23 protein-coding genes are annotated in these 24,540 nt (G+C 67.8%); 16 read left to right on the top strand and 7 right to left on the bottom strand.

The annotated features are described in order from the left end of the window. The first annotated feature begins 183 nt into the window (after nucleotides 1-183). The 3 genes from D3H54_RS20095 (at nucleotide 184) to D3H54_RS31845 (ending at nucleotide 3,224) form a co-directional block, all read left to right on the top strand. Nucleotides 184-1,461, top strand: a complete 1,278-nt coding sequence (locus tag D3H54_RS20095; protein ID WP_149380566.1) for an ATP-binding protein — start codon at nucleotides 184-186, stop codon at nucleotides 1,459-1,461. A 168-nt stretch (nucleotides 1,462-1,629) separates the two neighbouring features. Then, nucleotides 1,630-2,631, top strand: a complete 1,002-nt coding sequence (locus tag D3H54_RS31850; RefSeq protein WP_286198944.1) for an NAD(P)/FAD-dependent oxidoreductase — start codon at nucleotides 1,630-1,632, stop codon at nucleotides 2,629-2,631. 2 nt (nucleotides 2,632-2,633) lie between these two features. Continuing rightward, the gene (locus D3H54_RS31845) at nucleotides 2,634-3,224 is read left to right on the top strand and encodes a hypothetical protein (RefSeq protein WP_286198943.1); all 591 of its coding nucleotides are present in this window, start codon (nucleotides 2,634-2,636) and stop codon (nucleotides 3,222-3,224) included. Between the two features lies 1 nt (nucleotide 3,225). Here D3H54_RS31845 and D3H54_RS20085 read toward each other — a convergent pair whose 3' ends face one another. Both D3H54_RS20085 and D3H54_RS20080 read right to left on the bottom strand, forming a co-directional pair. Beyond that, a complete protein-coding gene (locus D3H54_RS20085) occupies nucleotides 3,226-4,761 on the bottom strand; it encodes an ATP-dependent DNA ligase (protein ID WP_149380563.1) in 1,536 nt (511 codons plus the stop codon). A gap of 51 nt (nucleotides 4,762-4,812) precedes the next feature. After that, nucleotides 4,813-6,360, bottom strand: coding sequence for a molybdopterin-dependent oxidoreductase (locus D3H54_RS20080; RefSeq protein WP_149380561.1), 1,548 nt, complete (start codon nucleotides 6,358-6,360; stop codon nucleotides 4,813-4,815). 162 nt (nucleotides 6,361-6,522) lie between these two features. Here D3H54_RS20080 and D3H54_RS20075 point away from each other — a divergent pair, with 162 nt between their 5' ends. The 6 genes from D3H54_RS20075 to D3H54_RS20050 all read left to right on the top strand — a co-directional run bounded on the left by D3H54_RS20075 (nucleotide 6,523) and on the right by D3H54_RS20050 (nucleotide 15,375). Next, nucleotides 6,523-7,281, top strand: coding sequence for an SDR family NAD(P)-dependent oxidoreductase (locus D3H54_RS20075; protein WP_149380559.1), 759 nt, complete (start codon nucleotides 6,523-6,525; stop codon nucleotides 7,279-7,281). A gap of 91 nt (nucleotides 7,282-7,372) precedes the next feature. Continuing rightward, nucleotides 7,373-9,538, top strand: a complete 2,166-nt coding sequence (locus tag D3H54_RS20070; protein WP_149380557.1) for an acyl-CoA dehydrogenase family protein — start codon at nucleotides 7,373-7,375, stop codon at nucleotides 9,536-9,538. 436 nt (nucleotides 9,539-9,974) lie between these two features. Then, nucleotides 9,975-10,973 (top strand): neutral zinc metallopeptidase, encoded by a 999-nt coding sequence (locus tag D3H54_RS20065; protein WP_286198942.1) that lies wholly within the window; start codon nucleotides 9,975-9,977, stop codon nucleotides 10,971-10,973. A 73-nt stretch (nucleotides 10,974-11,046) separates the two neighbouring features. Continuing rightward, entirely contained in the window at nucleotides 11,047-12,051 is a 1,005-nt protein-coding gene (locus D3H54_RS20060; protein WP_286198941.1) for an NAD-dependent epimerase/dehydratase family protein, read from the top strand. Between the two features lie 85 nt (nucleotides 12,052-12,136). Then, the gene (locus tag D3H54_RS20055; RefSeq protein WP_149380552.1) at nucleotides 12,137-14,305 is read left to right on the top strand and encodes a SpoIIE family protein phosphatase; all 2,169 of its coding nucleotides are present in this window, start codon (nucleotides 12,137-12,139) and stop codon (nucleotides 14,303-14,305) included. Nucleotides 14,306-14,310: 5 nt separating this feature from the next. After that, nucleotides 14,311-15,375, top strand: a complete 1,065-nt coding sequence (locus tag D3H54_RS20050) for a phosphotransferase family protein (protein ID WP_149383640.1) — start codon at nucleotides 14,311-14,313, stop codon at nucleotides 15,373-15,375. Here the strand turns inward: D3H54_RS20050 and D3H54_RS31290 are convergent. Beyond that, nucleotides 15,372-15,509, bottom strand: a complete 138-nt coding sequence (locus tag D3H54_RS31290) for a DUF8730 family Cys-rich protein (RefSeq protein WP_168214921.1) — start codon at nucleotides 15,507-15,509, stop codon at nucleotides 15,372-15,374. The two genes, D3H54_RS20050 and D3H54_RS31290, sit on opposite strands and share 4 nt — an antisense overlap. A 201-nt stretch (nucleotides 15,510-15,710) precedes the next feature. Between D3H54_RS31290 and D3H54_RS20045 the strand changes: the two genes are divergently transcribed. After that, nucleotides 15,711-16,178, top strand: coding sequence for a homocitrate synthase (locus D3H54_RS20045; protein WP_149380550.1), 468 nt, complete (start codon nucleotides 15,711-15,713; stop codon nucleotides 16,176-16,178). A 7-nt stretch (nucleotides 16,179-16,185) separates the two neighbouring features. Here the strand turns inward: D3H54_RS20045 and D3H54_RS20040 are convergent, their stop codons facing one another. Then, entirely contained in the window at nucleotides 16,186-17,667 is a 1,482-nt protein-coding gene (locus tag D3H54_RS20040) for a cytochrome P450 (protein WP_149380548.1), read from the bottom strand. A gap of 138 nt (nucleotides 17,668-17,805) precedes the next feature. On the opposite strand from D3H54_RS20040, the gene D3H54_RS20035 reads away from it, so the two are divergent. After that, nucleotides 17,806-18,444, top strand: coding sequence for a TetR/AcrR family transcriptional regulator (locus D3H54_RS20035; protein ID WP_149380546.1), 639 nt, complete (start codon nucleotides 17,806-17,808; stop codon nucleotides 18,442-18,444). A 3-nt stretch (nucleotides 18,445-18,447) separates the two neighbouring features. Further along, on the top strand, nucleotides 18,448-19,308 hold the full coding sequence (locus D3H54_RS20030; protein WP_149380538.1) for an SDR family oxidoreductase: 861 nt from the start codon (nucleotides 18,448-18,450) through the stop codon (nucleotides 19,306-19,308). Nucleotides 19,309-19,517: 209 nt separating this feature from the next. Here the strand turns inward: D3H54_RS20030 and D3H54_RS20025 are convergent, their stop codons facing one another. Then, on the bottom strand, nucleotides 19,518-20,147 hold the full coding sequence (locus tag D3H54_RS20025) for a TetR/AcrR family transcriptional regulator (RefSeq protein WP_149380537.1): 630 nt from the start codon (nucleotides 20,145-20,147) through the stop codon (nucleotides 19,518-19,520). Nucleotides 20,148-20,244: 97 nt separating this feature from the next. On the opposite strand from D3H54_RS20025, the gene D3H54_RS20020 reads away from it, so the two are divergent. Together D3H54_RS20020 and D3H54_RS20015 are read left to right on the top strand one after the other, a co-directional pair. Further along, the gene (locus D3H54_RS20020) at nucleotides 20,245-20,670 is read left to right on the top strand and encodes a nuclear transport factor 2 family protein (protein WP_149380536.1); all 426 of its coding nucleotides are present in this window, start codon (nucleotides 20,245-20,247) and stop codon (nucleotides 20,668-20,670) included. After that, nucleotides 20,667-21,506, top strand: coding sequence for an NmrA family NAD(P)-binding protein (locus D3H54_RS20015; RefSeq protein ID WP_149380535.1), 840 nt, complete (start codon nucleotides 20,667-20,669; stop codon nucleotides 21,504-21,506). The genes D3H54_RS20020 and D3H54_RS20015 overlap by 4 nt, the downstream gene beginning before the upstream one ends. Nucleotides 21,507-21,547: 41 nt before the next feature. Here the strand turns inward: D3H54_RS20015 and D3H54_RS20010 are convergent, their stop codons facing one another. Together D3H54_RS20010 and D3H54_RS20005 are read right to left on the bottom strand one after the other, a co-directional pair. Then, the gene (locus D3H54_RS20010) at nucleotides 21,548-22,600 is read right to left on the bottom strand and encodes a DNA polymerase IV (RefSeq protein ID WP_149380534.1); all 1,053 of its coding nucleotides are present in this window, start codon (nucleotides 22,598-22,600) and stop codon (nucleotides 21,548-21,550) included. Continuing rightward, nucleotides 22,597-23,199 (bottom strand): TetR/AcrR family transcriptional regulator, encoded by a 603-nt coding sequence (locus D3H54_RS20005; RefSeq protein ID WP_149380533.1) that lies wholly within the window; start codon nucleotides 23,197-23,199, stop codon nucleotides 22,597-22,599. Before D3H54_RS20005 ends, D3H54_RS20010 begins: the two co-directional genes overlap by 4 nt. A gap of 87 nt (nucleotides 23,200-23,286) precedes the next feature. On the opposite strand from D3H54_RS20005, the gene D3H54_RS20000 reads away from it, so the two are divergent. Both D3H54_RS20000 and D3H54_RS19995 read left to right on the top strand, forming a co-directional pair. Next, nucleotides 23,287-23,829, top strand: coding sequence for an NADPH-dependent FMN reductase (locus D3H54_RS20000; protein WP_149380532.1), 543 nt, complete (start codon nucleotides 23,287-23,289; stop codon nucleotides 23,827-23,829). Nucleotides 23,830-24,276: 447 nt separating this feature from the next. Then, nucleotides 24,277-24,516 carry a redoxin NrdH gene (locus D3H54_RS19995; protein WP_102808938.1) on the top strand — a complete coding sequence of 80 codons (240 nt, stop codon included), beginning with the start codon at nucleotides 24,277-24,279 and terminating at the stop codon, nucleotides 24,514-24,516. The last annotated feature ends 24 nt before the right edge of the window (nucleotides 24,517-24,540 follow it).

Below are 24,540 nucleotides of genomic sequence, written 5' to 3'. Positions count from 1 at the left end.
GCGCCAGATGTGCAGTGTCGGGCCGTGCGGTGATCCTTTCATTCACAGGTTCGGCGGGTCCCCAATTGGGGCGGATTTCGGCGGGTCTCCTGACCAGTTCGTCCCATCCCGAAGACCACCCGCTTGGGGGATGCCGCTGGCGGCTTCTGCCGTCACCCTCTATCGCAACCGAGGAGGTGGGCCATGCCGCCATGGCGTTTGCGCGACTACCGCGATGACGACATCGACCAGGCGATCCAGGTCTGGGATCAGAGCCGTGCGCCCGGGTCGGGTGAGCCGGTGTTCACCGTTGCCGAAGTGATGGCCGCCGCCCGTTCCGGGCAGCCTGCCGTGGTGGCCGAAGTGGGCGACGAGGTGGTCGCCATGGCCGTGGCCCAGACCCAGGGCGAACGGGCCTGGATTCTGCTGGTGGCGCTGGGCTCGCGGTGGCGCTATCGCGGCATCGGGAGCGCGCTGCTCGGCGACCTGGAGCGGCGGCTGCGCGCACAGGGGGTGCGGCGGATCTGCGCGGTACTGCCCGACGGGGCCACCGGGGCGGCGGCGATGGAGAACTCCGGCTACGCACGCCGGGAGGGTCTGGTCTATTTCGAGATGGTCGAGCATCTCGGGCTGGACCAGGCGAACTTGCTCGACGAACTCGGCGGTCAGTTCCTGCCGCCCGGTCTGTTCGACGAGATGGCCGGTATGGAGCAGGAGAAGCAGATCATCGAGCGCCGCATCGTCGATCCGCTCGCGCACCCCGACGTCGCCGAGCGCTACGGGGTGCAGCCGCCGAAAGCGGTGATCCTGTTCGGCCCGCCCGGAACGGGGAAGACGAGCTTCGCGAAGGCGATCTCGTCGCGGCTCGGCTGGCCGTTCGTGGAGCTTTTCCCGTCGCGGCTGGCGGCCACCGGAAACGGTGGCCTGGCGGCCTCGCTGCGGGAGGCGTTCGCCGAGCTGGCCGAGCTCGACGAGCTGGTGTTGTTCATCGACGAGGTGGAGGAGATCGCGACCGCACGGTCCGGCGCGACCACCGCTGAGCTGGGTGTCACCAACGAACTGCTGAAGCTGATTCCGGCTTTCCGGCAGAAGGACAACCGGCTGCTGGTGTGCGCCACCAACGCTGTGCACTCCCTGGACTCGGCGTTTCTGCGGCCGGGCCGTTTCGACTACGTGATTCCGGTGGGGCCGCCGGATCAACCGGCCCGCCGGGCGGTGTGGCAGCGCTACCTCGGCAAGGCGCTGGTCCATGTCGACGTCGATCGTCTGGTCGGCGCCTCGGAGTTCTTCACCCCGGCCGACATCGAGTTCGCGGCGCGCAAGGGTTCGCAGGCCGCCTTCGAACGCGAGATGCGCCACGGGCTGGGCCAGCCGGCCACCACCGAGGACTACCTTTCCGCGATCGGTGAGGTCAGGCCGACGCTGACCGCCGACATGCTGGCCGAATTCGAGCGCGGCAAAACCGATTTCGCTCGCGTCTAGGCCTCGCGTGTAGTCGTAGTGCGGTGAGTGGGAGCGGCGTCAGTCGCGCTTGCCTATGACATCCTTAGAATTTCCATAAGTGTCCCTTATTTTTCTTAATGTTGGTGTAGGGTCACTGCTCGGAGCTGCGGATGCCACCGTGCGGCGCAGCGGGATGGAGGCGACCACATGGCCGAATTGGGTTCGCACGCGGTGGTTCTGGGTGCCGGCATGGCGGGACTTCTCGCGGCGCGGGTTCTGTCGGAGTTCTATGCGTCCGTAACGGTCGTGGAACGTGACGCTCTGCCCGATTGCGCGGCGCAGCGGACCGGGGTGCCGCAGGGGCGTCATCTGCACAGCCTCCTGAGCCGCGGTACGCAGGCGATCGGTGAGCTGTTCCCCGCAATCCTGACCGAGATGGGTGCGGATGGGGCCGTCGTCGACGACGGTGACGACCTGTCGCGGATTTACGTCCGGATCGGCAATCATGAGCTCAATCCCGTTGGCCACCTTGCAGATCCGCAAGCGGTCGCGGCCTGTCAAGCCAGTCGGCCGCTCCTCGAGTTCCACCTGCGCCGACGCGTCAACGAGCTGCCGAATGTCACGGTCATCGGGCAGCAGAACATTGTCGGACCGGTGCTCGCGGGTGGTTCGGTCGTCGGTGTCCGGGTTATCGACCGTGAGACGGGCAGCGCGTCGATCCTGAAGAGCGACCTCGTAGTCGACGCCACGGGACGCGCTGCATGCTCAGCGCGCCAGCTGGTGAACCAGGGCTTCGGTGTGGTGCCCGAGAATAGGGTCCCGTCAACGGGGGGATATTCCAGTCAGCTGTTGCATATTCCACCGGGGCGCATCCGGCAGCGGCTGGTATTCGTCAATCAGGGCCGACAGGCGCCGGGAGCAATGCTCGTCGCGTACGAGCACGACACCTGGATGTTGGCGGTTTCGTGTTCGGATGAATGTGGCCCGCCGCCAGGCAGTTTCGCGGAGATGATGCGAACGGCCGAGCGGATGCTGCCCGCCGAGATGGTAGCCGGACTGCGCGACGCGACTTGTGTGGGGAGATCTCGATCTCACGCAACACCGGCGCGGTGTGGCGACGCTATGAGCAAATGCCGGAACTACCACCGGGGCTGGTCGTCGTCGGCGATGCGCTGTGCAGCCTCAACCCGCTCCATGGGCAAGGAATGACAATGGCTGCCCTGCAGGCCCTTTCGTTGCGCGACTGCCTGCGTACAGGCGCCGCCGACTTGCCCCGGCGGTTCTATCGGGCCGCGGGCGAACACATCGGACCGGTGTGGGCGGTCAATCGGGCCATCGACCAGCCCGGGCCCGCTTCGGTGCACCGCACGCAGAGGTGGATGCAGCGTGCGGTGCTGCGCGCTGCCGGCACGGACGTCGCTGTAGCCGAACAGATTCTGCGGGTCCGCGGTCTCATCGATCCGCCCGCGAGGCTGCGGGACCGAAAGTTTCTCGCGCGAGTCCTGCTCGCCAACCTCCGCCACCCACGCGCGACGCTGTATGACCCGCCGGCCGCGTCGCACTCGTCGCTGACCGGAACCGATGAACAGGCCATCCGTGCGCTTGTCGACCGTCAGGCACATCGCTGCCGGGCGCCAACCCAGATCACCCGACTGCGTTATCTCACGCCCGACGTGGCGTTGATCCAAGCCCGCACCGCGATCACCGGACCAATCCGGCGGCGGACCCGTCGCAACACCAGTGTCGCGGTGCGTACCGGCGACGGCTGGCTACTGGCCTTCTCGCAGAACGCGGCTCACTGAATCAGTCGCGCTCGTAGAAGGCGCGCACGGTGTCGACGGTGTCGGCCTCGGCCGGGCTCTTGTCGTCGCGGTACCGCAGCACCCGCGCGAAGCGCAGCGCCATTCCGGCGGGATATCGGCTGGAGCCCTGTACTCCGTCGAAGGCGATCTCGACGACCTGCTCGGGCCGCACCGGCACCACGTACTTGTCGAGTGGACCGGTCGCCAGCTCGCTGAACCGCGCGGTCTGCCACTCCAACATCGCGTCGGTCATGCCCTTGAATGTCTTGCCCAACATCACGAAGTCACCGCTGTCCGGATCGCGAGCGCCCAAGTGAATATTGGACAGCTTGCCGGTCCGTCGGCCCGACCCCCATTCCACCGCCAGCACCACCAGATCAAGGGTGTGCACCGGCTTGACCTTCAGCCAGCCCGCACCACGGCGGCCCGCCTCGTAGGGGGAGGCAGGCGATTTGGCCATCACGCCTTCGTGTCCGGCGGCCAGCGTCACATCCAAAAACTGCTGTGCCGCAGCGGCATCCGCGGTCGCCAACCGGTCAACGCGCTGATCGGCGGGCACGATCGCATCCAGCGCGACGAGCCGGGCATGGGTCGGTTCGTCGAGCAGGTCGACGCCGTCGAGGTGCAGTATGTCGAAGAAGAACACCGACAGTGGCTGTGCCGCCCGGGCTGCGGCCACATCAGTGCTCTTCCCGAACCGGGATGCGGTGACCTGAAACCGGTGCGGGCGGTTGTCGGGACGCAAAGCGATCGCCTCACCGTCGGCGATCAGGGAACTCACCGGCAGCGCCAGCGCGGCGTCCACCACCTCGGGAAGCCGGGCCGTCACATCGTCGAGGCTGCGGGTGTAGACGGTCACGTCGTCGCCCGAGCGGTGGATCTGCACACGAGCGCCGTCGAGCTTGGCCTCGAAAATCGCGTCGCCGCTGAGGCGTTCGAGCGCGTCCGCCACACCGGTCGCGGTCTGGGCCAGCATCGGACCGACCGGCCTGCCCACCGTGAGCGTGAAGTCGCCGAGCGCGTCCGCCCCGCCGGTCAGCGCTGAGGCCGCCACCGCAGGCAAATCGCCACCGAGCATGGCTGCCCGGCGCACGGCTGCGGCGGGCAGGCCGGCCGCCTTCGCCACCGCGTCGGCCATCACCCCGGCCTGTGCGCCTTGGCGCAACTCGCCGCCCAGCAGCCGGCGCAGGAACACCTGCTCGGCGTCGGTGGCCGCGCCGAACAGATCGCCGAGCAGCTCGGCCCGTCGGGCCTGGGAGCCCTTGCCCGCGACGGCGCCGATCTCGGTGAACGTCGCGTCCACTGCGACCACCGTCAGGGTGGACTCCTCGGCAGGTGTGGGCAGTGACCGCAGCGCCGCCCAGCCCACCCCGATCTGTCGCTGCGGCAGGTCGCCGGACAGCCACGACACCACGACCTGAACCACTCGCGGATCCCCGACGCCCGACAACAGCTCGGCGATTCGCGCCACCTTGGCCAGCCGCGATGACGTCGCCGACACGTCGGCGGAGGCGGCCACGACATCGCCGAGCAACATGGCTCCAGGGTGGCACGGCACTACGACAACCAGTCCGGGACAACCACGGTGTCAGGCGACTTCGAAGGACACCGAGTGCCAGCCCGTCGCACCGTCGGGCGCCGGCGGCGCCTGGTCCGGCGTCTGCACCGCACCGGTGTTGTCGGTGGCGCGGACCGTGATCGTGTGAACCCCGCTCTGGGTTGCCGTCCACGGGAAGCTCCACAGCCGCCAGGTGTCGTTCGAGTAGGCAGCACCAAGCTGCGCCGGCTGCCACGGCCCGTCGTCGATGCGGACCTCGACGGCCTTCACGCCGCGGTTCTGCGCCCACGCCACCCCGCCGAAGGTCACCGGCCCCCTGGCCACCTTCTGGCTGTCGCGCGGCACGTCGATCCGCGACTCGGTCTTGATCGGGCCGCGCTCGGACCAGCCGAGCTTGGTCCAGTAGGCCTGCACCCGGTCGAAGCGGGTCAACTCCAGGTCCACCACCCACTTGGTGGCCGACACGTAGCCGTACAGACCAGGCACCACCAAGCGGGCGGGATAGCCGTGCTCGACCGGCAGGGGAACACCGTTCATCCCGATCGCCAGGATCGCGTCGCGGCCGTCGGTGAGCGCCTCCACCGGGGTGCCCGCGGTAAAACCGTCCACCGACGTCGACAGCACCATGTCGGCATCAGTGTGGATTCCGCTGTCCCGCAACAGGTCCCTGACCCGGTAGCCCGTCCAGGTGGCATTGGAGATGAGATCGCCGCCGACCGGGTTGGACACGCATGTCAGCGTCACGACCTTTTCGATCGGCTCGAACTTCTTCAGATCGTCGAAGGTGTAGGTGATTTCGCGGTCGACCATCCCGTGGATGCGCAGCCGGAAGTCGGCACGGGAGAGCTGCGGGACGCTCAAGGCGGTGTCGATGCGGTAGAAGTCGCCGTTGCCGGTGATGAAGCTGGGCAGTTGGACGCCGTTCGGTGTGACGTCGGCGGGAACCGGCGACGGCGGTGCGGCCGAGGGCAGAGCGAAGGTGTCCCGGTCGCCGGACACCGAGTGCAGTCGTCGGGTGATCGCCACGCCCGCGACGCCGCCGAGCAGCCCGAGTCCGGCGAACCCGAGCGTCGCGAGCGACAGCCGGCGCCCGGTATCCACGTCGGAGGCGCCGGGGGCGTCGGTGGCGTCGGTGGTGGGGCCGTCGACGATGCGGCCGGATGTGAGCAGTCGCAGGACTGCGATCCCGCAGACCGCGCCGAGCAGGGTGGGGATGATGTCGACCGGCCGTGCGCCCGGCCGGGCCAGCACTGCCGCGCTTCCGGCAACGGCGGCGAGCAGGAACGCCACGGAGCCGACCGGGATGCGCGACCGTTCCCAGATTGCAGCGACGGCGGCCAGTACCCCGATCACGGCGATGACCGCCACCGAGAGGAACAGTTTGTCGGCCGTGCCGAAGGTCTGGATGGCCCATTCCTTCACCGGCCCGGGCGTCGCGTTGATGACGGCGGTGCCCACCGCGGTACGCGCGTCGGCGGCCGGCGAGAAGAAAGCAGCTGTCAGTTGGACTACACCGAGGGCGACGGCGGCCGCAGCCACTCCCGCTCCCATCCGCAGACCGATCGTTGATCGGGCCATGGGAGCCAACCTACCGCTGGGTAGGCACCCTTGGTCATTACCGTTCGATGACGAGCGGTAACGTGCGTACCGGCTTGGGCGCCACCGAGGTGTCCCCGCGAATTGAACTGCGAACTGTAAGCGGTACGGGAGCCGTGCCGCGTCGACGGACAGGAGTATCGGATGGAGATCTCGGGCAAGAAGGTGGTCGTCGTAGGCGGCGCATCGGGCTTCGGACGGGCGAGCGCTGAGCTGCTGGCCTCGCACGGCGCCAAGGTGGCGATCCTCGACCGCGAAGGCACCGACGGCCCCGAGGTCGCGTCCAGTGTGGGCGGCCCGTTCATCCCGGTCGACGTCACCGACTTCGCGGGCACCGAGAAGGTGCTTGCCGAGGCGGTCGAGGCGCTGGGCGGTCTGCACGTCGTGCTGACCACCGCAGGCGGCGGTGTGGCGGAGAAGACGTTCGGCAAGAACGGCCCGCACGCCCTGGAGACCTTCCAGAGCACGATCAACCTCAACCTGATCGCCAGCTTCAACATCAGCCGCCTCGCGGCAGCGCACATGGCCAACAACGAGCCCGAAGACGAGGAGCGCGGCGTCATCATCAACACCGCCTCGATCGCCGCGTTCGAAGGCCAGATCGGCCAGGTTGCCTACACCGCCGCCAAGGCCGGTATCGCCGGCATGTGCCTGACCATGGCACGTGACCTCGGCCCGGTCGGCATTCGCGCGCTCGCGATCGCGCCGAGCCTGTTCGCCACGGGCCTGACCAAGGGCATTCCCGATGAGTTCGCCAAGGCGCTGACCAAGGACGCCGCCTTCCCGAAGCGTCTGGGCCGCCCCGAGGAATTCGCCAAGCTGGTCGCCGCGATCGTCGACAACCCGATGCTCAACGGTCAGTGCATCCGTCTCGACGCCGGGCAGCGTTTCGCGCCCAAGTGATCCGGCCGCCGTACTGCGGTTTCAACGGGCTGTGGTAAGGCATTAGAGCAATAGGGATTGGGCCGGGCACCGCCGCCTCGAGGAGGATCCGATGGGTATCGCACTGACCGACGACCACCGTGAACTCAGCGAGGTGGCGCGCTCATTTCTGAGCACGCAGAAGGCGAGGGCCGCGGCGCGCGCGCTGCTCGCCGACGACGCCGAGGAGACGGCACCGCCGTTCTGGCCCGAGCTGGCCGGGTTGGGCTGGCTCGGGCTGCACGTCGACGAACAGTACGGCGGTTCGGGTTTCGGGTTGCCCGAACTGGTGGTCGTCATCGACGAGCTCGGACGCGCGGTCGCGCCCGGTCCGTTCGTGCCGACCGTGGTCGCATCTGCGGTGGTGTCGGCGGTGGGCAGCGATGAGCAGAAGGCGCGGTTGCTGCCCGGGCTGGTCGACGGATCCGTCACTGCCGCAGTCGGATTCGGTGGCAACCTCACCGTCTCCGGTGACACCGCCGGCGGCGACGCGGGCGTGGTCCTCGGCGCCGGGCTCGCCGACTTGCTGATGCTCGTCGCCGGTGACGACGTGCTCCTGGTGGAGCGAAGCGCCGACGGGGTCTCGGTCGAACTGCCGGGCAGCCTCGACCGGGCGCGGCGCTCCGGGCGGGTGACGCTGCGCGACGTCTCGGTGGCCGGCAACGTGCTGCCCGGGGCGCGCACCGCGGCGCTGGCCCTGGCGCGCACACTCTTCGCGGCCGAGGCCGCGGGCGGAGCCTCGGACTGTGTGGACACCGCTGTCGAATACGCCAAGGTGCGCGAGCAGTTCGGCCGCACCATCGCGACCTTCCAGGCGATCAAGCATCACTGCGCTGACATGATCGTCGGCTCCGAGTCGGCGATCGCCGTCGTGTGGGATGCCGCCCGTGCGGCCGGTGAGGACCAGCAGCAGTTCGAATTGGTCGCCGCAGCCGCGGCCGCCCTCGCTTTCCCGGCTTATGTTCGCAACGCGGAGTTGAACATTCAGGTGCACGGCGGGATCGGCTTCACCTGGGAGCATGACGCCCATCTGCATCTGCGCCGGGCGCTGACCGTGCAGGCGGTCCTCGGCGGGGACGGTCCGGCCACCGACGTGTTCACCCTGACCGACGCCGGCCATGGCCGGGCCAACAGCCTGGACCTGCCGCCCGAGGCCGAGGAGCTGCGCACTCAAATCCGCAGCGATGCAGCCGAACTCGCCAAGCTGGATGAGAAGGCGCAACTCGACGAGTTGATCGCGACCGGGTACGTGATGCCGCACTGGCCCAAGCCGTGGGGCCGGGCGGCCGGTGCCGTCGAGCAGCTGCTGATCGAAGAGGAGTTCGCCTCCGCCGGTGTGAAGCGACCGGACTACGGCATCACCGGCTGGGTGATCTTGACCCTGATTCAGCACGGAACCCCTTCTCAGATCGAAAGATTCGTCGAGAAGGCACTGCGCAAGGACGAGATCTGGTGCCAGCTGTTCTCCGAGCCGTCGGCGGGTTCGGACGCCGCGGCGGTCAAGACCCGGGCTACCCGGGTGGACGGCGGCTGGAAGATCACCGGCCAGAAGGTGTGGACCAGTGGGGCGCACTACTGCAAGCGCGGCCTGGCCACCGTGCGCACCGACTTCGACGTGCCCAAGCACGCCGGCATCACGACGGTGATCCTGGACATGGAGGCGCCGGGGGTGGAGGTTCGGCCCTTGCGCCAGATCACCGGCGGCGCTGACTTCAACGAGGTGTTCTTCAACGACGTGTTCGTCCCCGACGAGGACGTCGTCGGGGAGCCGAACGCCGGGTGGACCGTTGCGCGGGCCACGCTGGGCAACGAGCGGGTGAGCATCGGCGGCGGCGCAGGCACGATCGCGCCGGCAGCGGCGTGGCTGGTGTCGCTGACCAAGGCGCACGGCGACCGGGTCGCCGGCGCGGTTCAGTGGGTCGGCCGGTTCCTGGCCAGGGACCAGGCGCTGCGCCTGCTGAACCTGCGCCGCGTGGTGCGCGCACTGGAGGGCGCCGGGCCCGGCCCGGAAGGCAACATCACCAAACTTATTCTGGCCGAACAGTTCCAGGAGCAGGGCACCATCGCCGCGGCACTGGTCGGACCGGATGCGGCACTCGAGGGTGGCGAAGGCGAGATGGCAGGCCGGGTGGCCCTGGGGTCGCGCGCACTGTCCATCGCCGGCGGCACGTCGGAGATCACCCGCAACCAGATCGCGGAGCGCATCCTCGGCATGCCGCGTGACCCGCTGATCAAGTAATCGACGCGGCGCTACGCCGTTGGCAAACCGTTTTTGTGTTATTCACCGCAGGAAGCTGTGGTAATGGCTAATGTTCGTGCATGCGATCCAAAGCTCTGATACTGGCTGTGCTGGCCATTGTCCTGGCTGCCTGCGGGGGGCCGAAGCCCGACAAACCCCAGTCCCTCGCGCAGAACACACAGGTTGCCAATACGGCCCCCGAGGCCATCAAGATCACCGGTGATGCGTCCACCGGGCCCAACAAGATCGCCGTCCAGGCCATAGCCGACCTGCAGAAGTACTGGTCCGTCGAATACCCCAAGCTCTATGGCAGCGAATACAAGCCGGTGGAAGGTGGCTTCTTCTCGGTGATCCCGTCGTCGGGAAACTGCCACCCTGCGCCGAGGCCGCCAGCGATATCGCGGGCAACGCCTTCTACTGCGCCAGCAAGGATGTGGTGGCATGGGACTCCGAAACGCTTCTCCCCGAACTGCAGTCGAAATTCGGTGACTTCGTCATTCCGATCGTGCTCGCCCACGAGTGGGGCCATGCCATACAGGCCCGGTCCAATTTCACCGCGCGCACGGTGACCAAGGAGTTGCAGGCCGACTGCTTCGCCGGTGGCTGGGCCAAGCATGCCAAGGACTCGGGGCTCTACAAGGTCAACGCCGCCGATATGGACAACGCCCTGGCGGGCATCCTCGAGCTCCGGGATTCGCCGGGAACCAGCAAGATCGACCCGTCGGCCCACGGGAGCGGCTTCGACCGGGTCGGCGCGTTCCAGGACGGCTACGACAACGGGCCCACCGCCTGCAAGGCCTACCGCGACGACAACCCGGTGGTCGTCGAGCTGCCGTTCCAGAACGCCGAAGACGAGGCCGCCGGTGGGGACATGCCCTACGACGCGATGGTCAACGACGTGCCCTACGACATCGAGGACTACTGGGCGCACGTCTATCCGGAGCTGACCAACGGCGAGGCCTGGGTGCCGGTCAAGGGCCTGGAGCCGTTCGACCCGTCCAACCCGCCGATGTGCGGTAACACCCGCGCCGACGGTTATGCGCTGTTCTATTGCGTCCCAGACGATTACATCGGCTGGGAGAACGACGCGATGCGCACCGTGTACAACCAGGGTGGCGACTACGCGGTCGCGACGTTGATCGCCACGCAGTTCGGGCTGGCCGCGATGACCCGGGCCAATGACAAGTCCGACGACAAGACCCAGTCGCTGCGCGGCGACTGCTTCGCCGGGTCGTACACCGCCAGCGTCCTGCTGCAGAACCGCAAAGAGACCAGCAGCTTCGGCATCTCGCCCGGCGATCTCGACGAGGCCATCACCGCACTGCTGGTGTTCCGCGGCGACGGTGACGTCGACCGCCAGGGCGCCGGTTACGAACGGATCCGGCACTTCCGCACCGGCGTGCTCGACGGGGCGGGTGCCTGCCTGAAGGACTGAGCCGCCCACGATGTCCCGGTGAACAGACCCGCAATCTTGTCGTGCACTACTGCCGTCCGGCATGCTCCGGGGCGTGGCAGGCAGCGACTCACTGGTTCTGGGTGCGAGCGGATTCCTCGGCTCGCACGTAACCCGGCAGCTGGCGGAGCGCGGTGACAACGTCCGCGTCATGCTCCGCAGATCCAGCTCCACCCGCGGCATCGACGATCTGCCCGTGCAGCGCTTCTACGGCGACATCTTCGACGACGCCGCGCTGAAGGAGGCGATGGACGGCTGCGACGTCGTCTACTACTGCGTCGTCGACACCCGCGCACACCTGCGCGACCCGGCACCGCTGTACCGCACCAACGTCGAGGGTTTGCGGCACGTCCTGGACGCCGCCGTGAATGCCGATCTGCGCAAGTTCGTCTTCACCAGCACCATCGGGACGATCGGATTGGGTACCGGCGGAGTCGTGAACGAGGACACCCCGGTCGAGTGGGCCGGCAAGGGCGGCGGCTACATCGCCTCGCGGATCGCGGCCGAGAAGCTGGTGCTTGACTACAGCCGCGACAAGGCGTTGCCCGCGGTGGCGCTGTGCGTGTCCAACACGTACGGCGCAGGTGATTGGCAGCCCACTCCGCACGGGTCGCTGGTGGCCGCCGCTGCGGCCGGCAAGCTGCCCTTCTATATGGACGGAATGGCGACGGAGGTTGTCGGCATCACCGACGCCGCCCGCGCGCTGTTGCTGGCCGCCGACCACGGCCGGGTGGGGGAGCGCTACATCATCTCCGAGCGCTATCTGCCCTACCGCGAGCTCTACGAGACGGCGGCCCGCGCCGCGGGCCGGCCGGCGCCCCGGGTGGGGATCCCGAAACCGGTGATGAAGGCAATCGGGGTCCTCGGCGGCGCCGCCGCTACGCTGACGCGTCGCGACGTGCCGCTGAATCCGACCACCGTGCGGCTGATGGGGATCATGGCGCCGATGGACCATGGCAAGGCAACCCGTGAACTGGGGTGGCAGCCTCGCGACGTGCACGAGTCGATCCGGGAAGCGGTGGAGTTCTTCGATCGGCGACGCCGCGACCGGTCTCGCTGAAGAATCCCTCGGGTTTGCCGACGGGTGACTACGCTCGTGACGTGTTTGCGGCCCGGCTGATCCACGGATCACGAAGCAGGGCCGCGTGAGCGTCTCGCGTACTCGCGATCGGATCGGATTCGCGGCCGGCCTGTTCGGCTGGGTCGCGTTGCCCTACCTGGCCGGGTCGGTGTTGTCGTGGCAGACGTTCGGCGCCGGTATCGGACCCGCGTTCTTCCCGCCGGCCGGGGTGACGGTGGCGGCCATGCTGCTGACCCGGCGGACGATGTGGCCGGTGATCGTCGCCGCGATCGTGGTGGCCGAGCTGGCCGTGGACCTGCGCTACGGATTGAGCTGGCCGGCGGCGGTGGGATTCGCGGCGGCCAACTCGGTCGAGCCGCTGGTCGGAGCCTCACTTGTGCTGGCCTGGTGCAAGGGACCGCCTGATCTGCGCAAGCGCGAGGACCTCGCCCGGTTCGTGGCCGGAGCCATGGTGCTGGGCCCGCTGGCGGGCGGCGTGATCGGCGGGCTCACCAAATCGCTGAGCGATCAGGCCGATTGGGCGATGACCGTTTTGCACTGGTGGGCCGGCGACGGGGTCGGTGTCTTGATGATCGGTGCACCAATCTTGTTGTGGCCAGTGCAATCCCACATCTTGCGATCGCGGATGCTGGAGACGATGCTGGTCCTGACCGGAATGGCGGTGCTGACCGTGGTGTCGTTCCGTCTCTCGCTTCCGCCTGCACTGTTCCTGTTGCCGGTGATGGCGTGGGCGGCCTTGCGTCTGGACATGATCGGCGCGGCACTGTGTGGCGGCGCGCTGGCGTTCACCGCCAACGGCATGGCGAACGCCGGATACTCGACGTTCGAGAATCTCGATCTGCGCAGGCCGGGGCAGCTGGCGATCGCCCAGGCATTCATCGCGGTCGTGGTGCTGGTCGCGATGCTGACCGCGCAGGAGGCCGCGGGGCGGGTCACAGCGGTACGGCGGCACGAGGCCGAACAGCGCGAGCGGGCCCGACTGGAGACGCTCGCCAACCTGGGCCGGCTGCTGTCGGGGGCGTTCACCCAGAAGCAGATCGGCGACGCGGTCATGGGTCAGGTGATCAATGACGCAGGCGCGCAAGCAGTTGCGGTGGGCTTGGTCAACGACGAGGGCGTCACCCTGGAGTGGGTGGCGATGGGCGGCTACCCCGAATTCGTGGTCAATCAGTTCCACGAAGGTGTGGCGGTCAGTGAGTCCACTGCGGCCACCGACGCGGTCCGGACCGGTCACCCGGTGGTGATCCGTACCGTCGCCGAATATCGCCGGCGCTACCCCGACAACGCCAAGTGGATGGTCGCGAGCGGTGGTGCGGCGGTGGTGAGCTGGCCGTTGACCGTGGGTGGCAAGGCAATTGGAGCGCTGGTACTGGCCTGGGCCGATACCCAGCCGCTGGACACCGCGCAGCTGGCCTACACCTCGGCGGTCGCCACGATGATCGGGCAGGCGCTGGTGCGGGCGCGGATGTACGCCGACGAACACGCCCGCGCCGCGGTGCTGCAGGCGGCTGTGCTGCCGACCAGTCCGACTCCGATCGACGGCCTGGGCGTCGGGGTGAGTTACGAACCCGCCGACCTGGTGCAGGGCCTCGGTGGTGATTGGTACGACGCGCTCGAATTATCGGACGGCAGCACCTATCTGGCGGTTGGCGACGTGGTGGGCCACGGATTGCCCGCCGTCGAGGACATGGCCCAACTGCGCAGCGCCGGGCGAGCACTGGCTCTGCAGGGGCTGGCCCCCGCCGAGTTGCTGACCGCGCTCAACGCGTTCACCCGTCATGCCAGCAACGGTAAGTTCGCGACAATGAGTGTGGCGCTGCTGGATTCGGCCTCGGCCACCTTGTGCTACGCCTCGGCCGGTCACCCGCCGCTGTTACTGCGGCGGGCGTCGACCGGGACGGTCATCCGGCTGGCCGGTGCGCACGGCCCGGTTCTCGGGCCGGTCGAGCGTGCGTCCTATAGCGAGGGCAACGTCGAGGTGGCGGAGGGCGACACCCTTGTCATGTACACCGATGGGCTCATCGAGCGGCGCGGCCAGGACATCGAGTCGGGAATGGTACGGGTCGAGCACATCGTTTCCGGCTGGCGGGGGGACGAGGTTCTGGCGTCGGCGTGCCGCGAACTGACCCGGTCCCTCGCGCCGCCACCCCGCAACGACGATGTCTGCGTGGTCGCGGTGCGCTTCGGAGAGTATATGGGCGGCAACGATTTTCGGGAATCCACTGACCAGTGAGCAATATCGATGACCGGGCCGCAGAGGTTCCCGGAACTCTTGACCCGGCCGCCGTCGACGCCCTGAGCGCCTGGGTGCGCGACCACGGGATCGGCTCGGCGGTGCGCGATGTCGAACCTCTGCCGGGCGGAACCCAGAACGTCGTGGTGCGGTTGCGTGTCGACGACCGCCGGCTGGTGTTGCGCAGGCCGCCGCCCCACCCACGCCCCAACAGCAACCGCACCATGCAGCGCGAGATCGCGGTGCTGCAGACGTTGGCCGGAAGCTCGGTACCCCATCCCGAATTCGTGGCCGGCTGTGACGACCTCGGTGTGCTGGGTGTCGTCTTCTATCTGATGGAGGATGTCGACGGCTTCAACCCGGCGACCGAGGTCGCCCCCGCGTACGCCGCCGACCCACGGCTGCGACATCAGGTGGGCCTGAATTATGCGGCGGACCTGGCCCGGCTGAGCGCGGCGCCGTGGCAGGGCCGTCCGTTGCAGCAGCTGCACCGTCCGGGATCATTTCTGGCGCGCCAGGTTCCGAACTTCCTCGGGCTACTCGACAGCTACCGCCACGAGAGCTACCGGCCGGAGATGCTGGAGGTCGGCCGGCTCGCGGACTGGCTCGGTGAGCACCGGCCGCCCGACGGGGAGCCGGGCATCATGCACGGCGACGCGCACCTCAACAACGTGCTGTTGCGCCGTGACGCCCCCGAGGTCGCGGCGTTCGTGGACTGGGAGATGTGCACCATCGGTGATCCGCTGCTGGATCTGGGCTGGATCCTGGTGTGCTGGCCCGATGATCCCGATCCGATCAACGCCGGCCGGGAGCTGGCCGCACTGGGTGAGTTGCCGTCGCGCACCGAATTGGTCGCCGCGTACGCCGACGCCGGTGGCAGGCCCGCCGGACACCTGAACTGGTACATCGCGATGGCGTGCTTCAAGCTGGCGATCGTCATCGAGGGTACGTACTCGCGGTATCTGGCCGGTCAGGCACATCGCGAAGCCGGTGAGAGGCTTCATGATTCGGCGAGCCGACTGATCGGCCTCGGCATGCAGGTCGCGACCGGGGACAACCCGTTCGTCTAGCGGGCCGGCTGGCTGGCCTGCCCGCAGGTGCATTGCTGGGCGGGAGGCACGTCGCGCATCACCTGGTCGACGTGCTCGCCACACCCCGCCCACGTGGTCTTGTGGCAGTGCGGGCATTCGACGGGATAGCACATATCAACTCCTCTGGGGTGAAAGCTTAGGGGGACGATAACCCGTTTGCATCGCCTGCCCGGGCAGGTCTAACCTTGGCGACCATGCATCGCGTGCTTGCTGTAGTAGCAACCCGCAGCGGGGTCTGATCCAGACCGACCCCCCGCTGTGGGTCGAAAACTACGCCGTCGGTCAGCCTCCTCTGGACGAGAAGACCGATTCACATGAGTCCGCACAGCACCACCATCTTTGAACCCGCACCGCTCTTCTGCGCTCCGCTTCCGGCGGAACTTCGCGAACACGCCCAACTGATGTCGTGGAGCGCTTTCACCGACACTTTCAGCCCCAGCGGCGGCCCCGTCCGGCTGGGGTCCTGGGAGTGCGATGAGCGTTCCTCCCGATCGGGTCCGCAGCCGCGACGGTTCTGCGCGACGATCGCCGTGGGCGATCGCATCGAAAGTGCGACCGTGCACGCCAGCGGTCCGGTCGCGGCGCTGACCGCGATGCTCTACGACCGGGGGATCGGCGTCGAGATGACCCGATTCCACCAGCTGGCGGCAGGACCGCACACCGCGACCTTTGTGCAGGGCAGCGACGGACGGCGCCGGGAATGGGCGATGGGGTGGGCCGAAGATCCCACCCAATCGGCGCTGCGCGCCGTCATCGCTTGCGCGAACCGGCTGATCGGCTGACCGCCCGTCAGTGCAGCGGGCGCAGCACGATCGGCATGCCGTCCATCGGCACCGGCATGCCCGCGTAGTCGTAGCGGGGCTGGTAGCCCGGGTGCGGAAGCTCGAGGCGGTACTTGCGCAGCAGGCGATGCATGACGGTCTTGATCTCCAGCTGCCCGAAGACCATTCCGATGCACTTGTGCGCGCCGCCGCCGAACGGAGCGAACGCGTAGCGATGCCGCTTGTGCTCGTTGCGCGGCTCGGAGAACCGGGCCGGGTCGAACTTCTCCGGATCGGTCCACAGCTCGGGCAGCCGGTGGTTGAGGCCTGGCCAGATGTTGACGGTGGTGCCGGCCGGGATGAAGAAGCCCAGCAACTCGGTGTCGCGCACCGCCTGGCGCACGTTGAACGGCAACGGGGTGACCATCCGCAGCGACTCGTTGATGACGAGGTCGAGGGTCTCCAGCTTCTCCAGCGCCTCGATGTCGAGCGGCCCGTCGCCGAGTCGGTCGGACTCGTCGCGGCAGCGCTCCTGCCACTCCGGGTTGGCGGCGAGATGGTTGGCCATCGTGGTCAGCGTCGACGTCGAGGTGTCGTGGGCGGCCATCATCAGGAAGATCATGTGGTTGACGATGTCGTCGTCGGTGAACTTGTTGCCGTCGTCGTCGGAGGTGTGGCACAACACGGTCAGCATGTCGGTGCCCTCGGCCTTGCGGCGTTCCTTGAGGCGCTCGCTGAAGTAGTCCTCCAGCACCTTGCGGGCCTGCAGCCCCCGCCACCACTTGAACGGCGGAACGGAGGTGCGGATGATCGCCCCACCGGCGCGGGTGGTCGTGGTGAACGCCGCGTTCACCTTGGTCACCAGTTCATGGTCGGATCCGGGCTCATGGCCCATGAACACCACCGAGGCGATGTCGAGGGTGAGCTCCTTGACTGCCGGGTGGAACAGGAAGCGCGGGTCGTTGGCCACCCAGTCGTCGGCGATCACCTGCGAGGCGACCCGGTCGATGTGCTCGACGTAGCCGGACAGCCGGGTGCGGGTGAACGCCTCCTGCATGATCCGCCGGTGGTACATGTGCTCGTCGAAGTCGAGCATCATCAGGCCTCGGTTGAAGAACGGCCCGATGACCGGATGCCAGCCCTTCTGCGAGAAGTCCTTGTTCTTGTTGGAGAACACCGCCTGGGTGGCGTCGGGTCCCAACGCGGTCACCGCAGGCAGGGCCGGGGAGTAGGCGTAGTGGATCGGTCCGTATTTGCGGTAGACCTGCAGCAGATACTCGGGACCGCCGCGGAAGGTCTCGACCATGTGGCCGAGCAGGGGCAGCCCCGAATCGCCCATGACCGTCTTGAGTCCGCTGCCCGCGGGTGGCTGGGCCAGCTCGAACTGCGGCCAGTCGCGCTCACGGAGCCGCTTCTCGACCACACCCATTCCGGGGATGGTGTTCAGGGTGGGTGTGAATCGGCGACGAGCCTGATCCAGCAGGTAGTGGGGGGTACTGATGGTCGCCATCGACGCTCCTCGGGACACAGAGAACAGGCATTCTTGCCGGCCGGGTGTGGCCAGCACCACAGGTTTGTTCCATCCTGGCCAACTTTCTTGACGCATGTCAAGTTTCACTTCGCCCCCGGCGTGGTGCAAGGTGAACGGGTGATCGCTCAGCAAGACTCCGTCGAGGCGCCGCGTCGCCGTGGCGACAAGCAGCGGCACGCCATCGTCCAGGCCGTTCGCGAGCTGCTCGAAGAAAAGCCCTTCGCCGAACTCTCGGTCAGCACGATCAGCGATCGGGCCGGGGTTGCGCGTTCCGGCTTCTACTTCTACTTCGACTCCAAGTACGCCGTGCTGGCCCACATCGTCGGCGAGGCCGCCCACGAGCTCGAGGAACTCACCCACTCGTTCGCTCCGCGCGGACCCGGCGAGACGCCGACGGCTTTCGCCGAACGCATGGTGCGCAGCGCCGCCGTGGTTTACGCGCACAACGATCCGGTGATGTCGGCCTGCAACGCCGCCCGCCACACCGACGCCGAGATCCGCGAGATCCTGGACCGCTACAACGATGCGGTGATCGATCAGATCGTGCCGATCGTCGAAGCCGAGATCCGTAATCGCACCGCCGACCCGATCAGCGACGACATCCGCGGACTCGTCCGGATTCTCACGGCGACAACAGCATTGACGCTCTCCGGGGAGACGGCGTTCGTCGGGCCGGACCGCAACCTGGACCAAGCAGTGCGCATCCTGGAAAAGCTCTGGCTGCATGCGCTGTGGGGCGGACGGGTCGGCGACTGATCCATGGCTGACGGCTTCGCAGGCAAGAGGGTGTTCATCACGGGCGCAGCCAGCGGCATCGGCCGTGCCACCGCGCTTCGGCTGGCCCGCGACGGGGCCGAGCTGTACCTGACCGACGTCAACGCCGACGGCCTGGAGCAGACCGTCGCCGACGCCCGCGCGCTCGGTGCCGAGGTCCCCGAGCACCGCGCGCTGGACATCTCCGACTACGACGCGGTCGCCGGGTTCGCCGCCGACATCCACACCCGCCGGCCGGCGATGGACATCGTGATGAACATCGCCGGGATCTCGGCGTGGGGAACCGTCGATCAGCTCACCCACCACCACTGGCGGTCGATGATCGACGTCAACCTGATGGGCCCGATCCACGTCATCGAGACGTTCCTGCCGCCGATGGTCGCTGCCGGCCGCGGTGGGCAACTGGTCAACGTGTCCTCGGCGGCCGGACTGGTCGCGCTGCCGTGGCACGCCGCGTACAGCGCGAGTAAGTATGGCCTGCGCGGACTTTCGGAGGTGCTGCGCTTCGATCTGGCCCGCCACCAGATCGGGGTCTCACTCGTGGTGCCGGGCGCGGTGGACACCCCCTTGGTCCAGACGGTCCAGATCGCCGGCGTGGATCGCGACCATCCGAAAGTGCAGCGGTGGGTCAAGCGCTTCAGCGGGCACGCCATATCGCCGGAGAAGGTCGCCGACAAGATCCTGGCCGGTGTCACCAAGAACCGCTTCCTGATCTACACCTCGCCCGACATCCGCGCCCTGTATGCGTTCAAACGGCTGGCCTGGTGGCCCTACAGCGTCGCGATGCGACGGGTCAACGTGTTCTTCACCCGCGTGTTGCGTCCGCGCGGCGCGCCGCCGGCCTGATGCGTTGAGTGGGGAACCACGAACTTCGGTTCGTGTTCCTCAACACCGTGGCCACGATCGTCGGCGCATGCCTGCTGGTCCGACCGCTCAAGTCGCGCTGAGCTCGGTGGTCTAAAACAGACAGCACGTTGCCCGGCGCGGGTCGACGTCGTAGGCCTCAGGCAAGCGCAGAACTCTCGCATCCGATCGTTTGTGAGAACCCCGGCCCGTTAGAAGTCGCCTGATTCTTGATCAGGGCTCGGCGATCCCTCTCGGTACGGGGGAGAGGCCAGGACTCTGGTGGCGAAGTCCGCCAGCTGCGTCCGGATTTTTTCGCGCGACATGCGCTCTTGTCCGGCCAGTTGCTCGACGAGGTCGGCTCGGGTCGCGGCGAGCAGGGCGTGGGCGGTGAAGTCGCTGTCGGTCAGGCCGGGGATCTGCTCCAGTACGGCTCGGAGCAGGGCGTGCCACCGCACATAATGCTCGGCCTGGTATGGGCTGGTGCTGCCGCTTTCCTCCAGCGCCAGGGCGAGGCGGCGGTTGTCGAGTTTGAAGCACAGGACGGCGTCGAGCAGGGCGGGTACGCGCTGGCTTGGCGGGGTGGCGGGTCCCAAGGGTGGCGGGCCGGCTTCGACGGCGACCCTGATCGGTTCGAGTCGTGCCTCGTATAGCGCTCGCAGCAGCCCGGCGCGGTCACCGAAGGACCGGAAGAGGGTGGCCTTCCCGACGCCTGCAGCGGCTGCGACGTCCGCCATGGTGACGTCGTCAGGGCTCTGGCCACTTGCAAACAGGGCGTCGGCGGCGGCAAGGACAGCCTCCCGGCTTCGGGCAGCGTCCTTGCGTGGCTTGCGCTCGGTCATGCGGTTCCTCTGATTGCAAAACGGACCCGGGGTCCGTATCGTTAAAGCGGACCCTGGGTCCGGATTATATGAGATATCTACGAGATGGGGGAACTCCATGTCCACACCAACTTCTCCGGCGGATCTCTACCGCCACAGCCTGAGGCTGCTACTGGACAAGAACATTCCCGGCTGGGTGGGCCTCTGGGACGAGGACGGCATCATGGAGTTCCCGTTCGCCCCTCCGGGCTGGCCCGGGCGGCTGGAGGGCAAGAAGGCCATCGCCGCCTACATGCGCCACTACCCCGATCACATCGACGTGCACGACTTCCCCGACCTGCGGATCCACCAGACCACTGACCCGGGGACCATCGTGGTCGAGATGCGCGGCATCGGCCGTCTGGTCGAGACCGACGCTCCCTTCGACATGACCTACGTCGCCGTCGTCACGGTTCGACACGGGCGCATCGCCTCCTACCGTGACTACTGGAACCCCCTCGCCGTCCTCGAACCAGGCGCCGACTTCACCGGGAGCAGCCGATGACCGCGACCGGTACCACTCTGGTCATCGGCGCCACCGGCACCACCGGCAGCCGCACCACCGCACAGCTGACGGCCGCCGGTCACCGTGTCAAAGCGGCCAGCCGCCGAGCCACCCCGCTCCCCGGAGCCGAGCCGGTCCTCTTCGACTGGTACGACCCGGCCACTCACACTGCCGCCCTCGTCGGCGTCGACCGCGTCTACCTCATACCGCCCGTGGGCGACTCCGACCCGGCGGCGGTCATGCTGCCCTTCCTGCAGCGGGCCCGTATCGGGGGCGTGCACCGCGCGGTGCTGCTGAGCTCTTCGGCCATACCCGAGGGTGGCTCTGCGGTGGGAACAGTGCACCGGGCACTGCCCGATCTGTTCGAACAGTGGGCGGTGCTGCGGCCTTCCTGGTTCATGCAGAACTTCACCGGCACACACGCGCACGCGCACAGCATCCGTGAAGGCAGCGCCATCTGGACCGCGACCGACACAGGCCGGGTCGGCTTCATCGACGCCGAGGACATCGGCGCCGTCGCCGTCCACGCCCTGACGGACCGGCAATCACCCAACACCGACCTCATCCTCACCGGACCCGAGGCCCTCAGCTACGACGATGTCGCCGCGATCGTCACCGAGGTCACCGGTCGGCCTGTGGCCCACCGTCATCTGTCCTACGAGCAACTGCGCGATCGCCTCACGGCGCTGGTACCGCCGGAGTTCGCCGCCATGCTGGCCGGCATGGACCGTGCCATCGCCGAAGGGGCGGAGGACCGTGTCACCGACACTGTCCAGCGCGTCACCGGTCGGCCCCCGCGCGCCCTCCGCGCACTCCTCGAGGAAGAGATGCCATGAAGCGGCTGATGCCGACACCTCCCACTCGCACTTTGCCTGGGTCAGTCCGCGCTCAACGGTTGTAGTTCCAGCCGAACTCCCAGCAGCCGCACCGGCCGGTCGAGCTCGAACAGGTCGAGCACCCGCAGTGCGGCGGCCGTGATCACCTCGCCGGCGACAGTCGGCTCGTCCAGTTTGCGGATCTTGGTGCGGGTGTAGAACGTGTTGGTACGCACCGTGACCGCCACCCGGGTGACGATGCGCGACTGGGCCACGACGTCGGCGAGCGCCTGCTGTGCCAGGTCGACGATGGCTGCGTCCATCTCGGCGCGTTCGGTCAGGTCGCGCGGGAATGTGATGACGTGACTGCGGGACCGGGGAATCCACGGCTCGGCGCTGACCGTCGTGTCGCCGCCGCCTTTGGCCAGCAGGAGCAGCCACAGGCCGGTGCGGGGTCCGAACGTCGCGGTGAGCAATTCGGCATCGGCCGACGCGAGCTCCCGCACGGTCGTAATGTCCACACCGGCAAGCTTTTTCGTGGTCTTCGGTCCGACACCCCAGAGCGCGTCCACCGGGCGCGCACCCATCTGCTCCATCCAGTTGGCGTCGGTGAGGGTGTAGACGCCGTCCGGTTTGGCGAAGCCGGTCGCAACCTTGGCCCGCTGCTTGTTGTCGCTGATGCCCACCGAACAGACCAGCCCGGTCTCGGCGGCGATCACGGTGCGGATCCGCTCGGCCAGTTCCACCGGGTCGGCGAGCCGGGCGCCGACGTAGGCCTCGTCCCAGCCCCACACCTCGACCGAATGGCCGAGATCGCGGAGCAGACCCATCACCTGATCGGAGGCCTCGTCGTAGGCGGGCGGATCCGACGGCAAGAACGTCGCATCCGGACACTTGCGCGCGGCGCTGCGCAGCGGCATCCCGGCGTGCACGCCGAAGCCGCGGGCCTCGTACGACGCGCATGTCACGACCTTGCGCGGCTCGGCGGGATCGCCACTGCCGCCGACGATCACCGGTAGGCCGACGAGTTCGGGGTGGCGGCGCAGTTCGACCGAGGCCAGGAACTGATCGAGGTCGACGTGCAGGACCCAGTCGCGGGCGGGTGGTGCGGTCACGTCCCGCACAACTTGAGCGCGACGCTGTCCCACGCATCGCCCAGGCTGTTCAGCGAGCGGCCGCGATCGTCTAGCTGATGAGTGACGTAGTCGGCATCCAGAAGGGCGATCAATGCATCGGCCTGGGCATCGAGATCGCCGGTGCTGCCCGCGGCCTGCAGCAGCACCCGGACGTGGGTGTGCATGACGGCGAACGGCGCGCTGTAGCGGGAATCCGGATCGCGGTTGGCGTCGAGAAGCAGGTCGCGGTGGGTCTGGACGAAGCGCAGCCGCTCACGGCCGAAGGCCAGAAGCCGTTGCAGGGGAGGCGCATCGGGGCCCAGGGGCGGTGGGCCGAACAGGAATGCCTGCTGGATGGCGCGTTCGTCCTCGTCGAGCAGGACCATCATCAGCCCGGCGCGGCTGCCGAAGCGCCGGAACAACGTGCCCTTGCCCACGCCCGCGGCGGCGGCGATGTCGTCCATGGAGACCGCGTCTGCGCCTCGTTCGGCGATCAGGGTGCGGGCGGCGTCGAGCAGCAGCAGCCGGTTTCGGGCGGCGTCGCCTCGTTCTTGCGGCGCGGAAAGGGGCAGCTCATTGGCCCCGGAGATCGCGCTCACTCCCACACTTTAGCTCAGCGGGAAATAAACCGGACCATGGTCCGGTTCTGCCGTGGGAGGATCGCGAACGACTGAAGGGATTGCGACATGGCGGATATCAATGTGCTGGCACTGGTAGGCAGCTTGCGGGCGGCCTCGGTCAATCGCCAGCTGGCCGAACTTGCGGCGGAGTCGGCGCCCGACGGCGTCACCGTCACCGTGTACGACGGGCTGGGCGACCTGCCCCACTACAACGAGGACCTCGACACCGAGGACGCACCCGCCCCCGTGGTGGCATTGCGGACCGCGGCCGCGCAGGCCGATGCGGCTCTGGTGGTGACTCCGGAATACAACGGGAGCATCCCCGGTGTGCTGAAGAACGCGATCGACTGGTTGTCGCGGCCGTACGGCAACGGCGCGCTGAAGGACAAGCCGCTGGCGGTCATCGGGTCGGCCCTCGGTCAGTACGGCGGGGTGTGGGCGCATGACGAGGCGCGCAAGTCGTTCGGTATCGCCGGTCCCCGAGTCGTCGAGTCGGTGAAGCTTTCGGTGCCGTCCACGACCTTCGACGGAAAGCATCCGCGGGAGAACTCCGATGTGTCCGCTGCGGTGCGCGACGTGGTCGGCAAGCTCGCCGCCGAGGTGGGCTGAGGCTCCGTCCCGCTCACGCAAGGCCGCCGGTGCTGTGCGCCGGCGGCCTTTTGCTATTCGGCGGTCCGCCACAGCCACGCCCAACGGTCGTGTCGGTGCCCGGTGGTACATCTAGGCACAGCCGGTGCCGTGCGGCGTGTTGTGACATGCGACACGCCGGGCGGGGAAGGGGTGAAGGGCTTACGACCAGGGAATTTCAAAATTGTTATTCAGAACATGTGGTATCTCTTCGTGCTGTCGGACACTAGGTGTAGTGTTCGACAGGCCGACAGACCAGAAAGTCACAGGTCCGCCGGAACGCCGGAACCGAAGCTGAGATGTCGGTCCGAGCGGCTCCGCCGGTCAGGAATTTCACGGTCCGACAGCTCGCTGAATGTTCATGAGTGCCTGCGCACAGTCAGTCCGCCTGAGTACATCTCTATGTTTCGCTGAGGAGCCATACCGCAGATGACCATCACCGTCTACACCAAGCCAGCCTGCGTGCAGTGCAACATGACCTACAAGGCCCTGGACAAGTCGGGTCTGACCTACGACGTCGTCGACATCACCGAGGACGCGGAGGCCCGCGACTACGTGATGGCGATGGGCTACCTGCAGGCGCCGGTCGTCGTTGCCGGCGGCGATCACTGGTCGGGCTTCCGGCCGGACCGGATCAAGGCCCTCTCCGGTGCCGCACTGAGCGCTTAGCGGCCCGGGCGCCACGGAAAGAGA

Source organism: Mycobacterium sp. ELW1 (assembly GCF_008329905.1).
Classification (GTDB): Bacteria; Actinomycetota; Actinomycetes; order Mycobacteriales; family Mycobacteriaceae; genus Mycobacterium.
This window is presented reverse-complemented; position numbering and strand designations above follow the sequence as displayed.

Bases quoted from the DNA above. Each gene is read 5' to 3' on its own strand.
- D3H54_RS19995 (WP_102808938.1), top strand. From the start codon at position 24,277: ATGACCATCACCGTCTACACCAAGCCAGCCTGCGTGCAGTGCAACATG.
- D3H54_RS31845 (WP_286198943.1), top strand. From the start codon at position 2,634: ATGGCTGCCCTGCAGGCCCTTTCGTTGCGCGACTGCCTGCGTACAGGC.
- D3H54_RS20080 (WP_149380561.1), bottom strand. From the start codon at position 6,360: ATGGCCCGATCAACGATCGGTCTGCGGATGGGAGCGGGAGTGGCTGCG.
- D3H54_RS20075 (WP_149380559.1), top strand. From the start codon at position 6,523: ATGGAGATCTCGGGCAAGAAGGTGGTCGTCGTAGGCGGCGCATCGGGC.
- D3H54_RS31850 (WP_286198944.1), top strand. From the start codon at position 1,630: ATGGCCGAATTGGGTTCGCACGCGGTGGTTCTGGGTGCCGGCATGGCG.
- D3H54_RS20015 (WP_149380535.1), top strand. From the start codon at position 20,667: ATGACCGCGACCGGTACCACTCTGGTCATCGGCGCCACCGGCACCACC.
- D3H54_RS20070 (WP_149380557.1), top strand. From the start codon at position 7,373: ATGGGTATCGCACTGACCGACGACCACCGTGAACTCAGCGAGGTGGCG.
- D3H54_RS20020 (WP_149380536.1), top strand. From the start codon at position 20,245: ATGTCCACACCAACTTCTCCGGCGGATCTCTACCGCCACAGCCTGAGG.
- D3H54_RS20025 (WP_149380537.1), bottom strand. From the start codon at position 20,147: ATGACCGAGCGCAAGCCACGCAAGGACGCTGCCCGAAGCCGGGAGGCT.
- D3H54_RS20095 (WP_149380566.1), top strand. From the start codon at position 184: ATGCCGCCATGGCGTTTGCGCGACTACCGCGATGACGACATCGACCAG.
- D3H54_RS20040 (WP_149380548.1), bottom strand. From the start codon at position 17,667: ATGGCGACCATCAGTACCCCCCACTACCTGCTGGATCAGGCTCGTCGC.
- D3H54_RS20030 (WP_149380538.1), top strand. From the start codon at position 18,448: ATGGCTGACGGCTTCGCAGGCAAGAGGGTGTTCATCACGGGCGCAGCC.
- D3H54_RS20045 (WP_149380550.1), top strand. From the start codon at position 15,711: ATGAGTCCGCACAGCACCACCATCTTTGAACCCGCACCGCTCTTCTGC.
- D3H54_RS20000 (WP_149380532.1), top strand. From the start codon at position 23,287: ATGGCGGATATCAATGTGCTGGCACTGGTAGGCAGCTTGCGGGCGGCC.
- D3H54_RS20085 (WP_149380563.1), bottom strand. From the start codon at position 4,761: ATGTTGCTCGGCGATGTCGTGGCCGCCTCCGCCGACGTGTCGGCGACG.
- D3H54_RS31290 (WP_168214921.1), bottom strand. From the start codon at position 15,509: ATGTGCTATCCCGTCGAATGCCCGCACTGCCACAAGACCACGTGGGCG.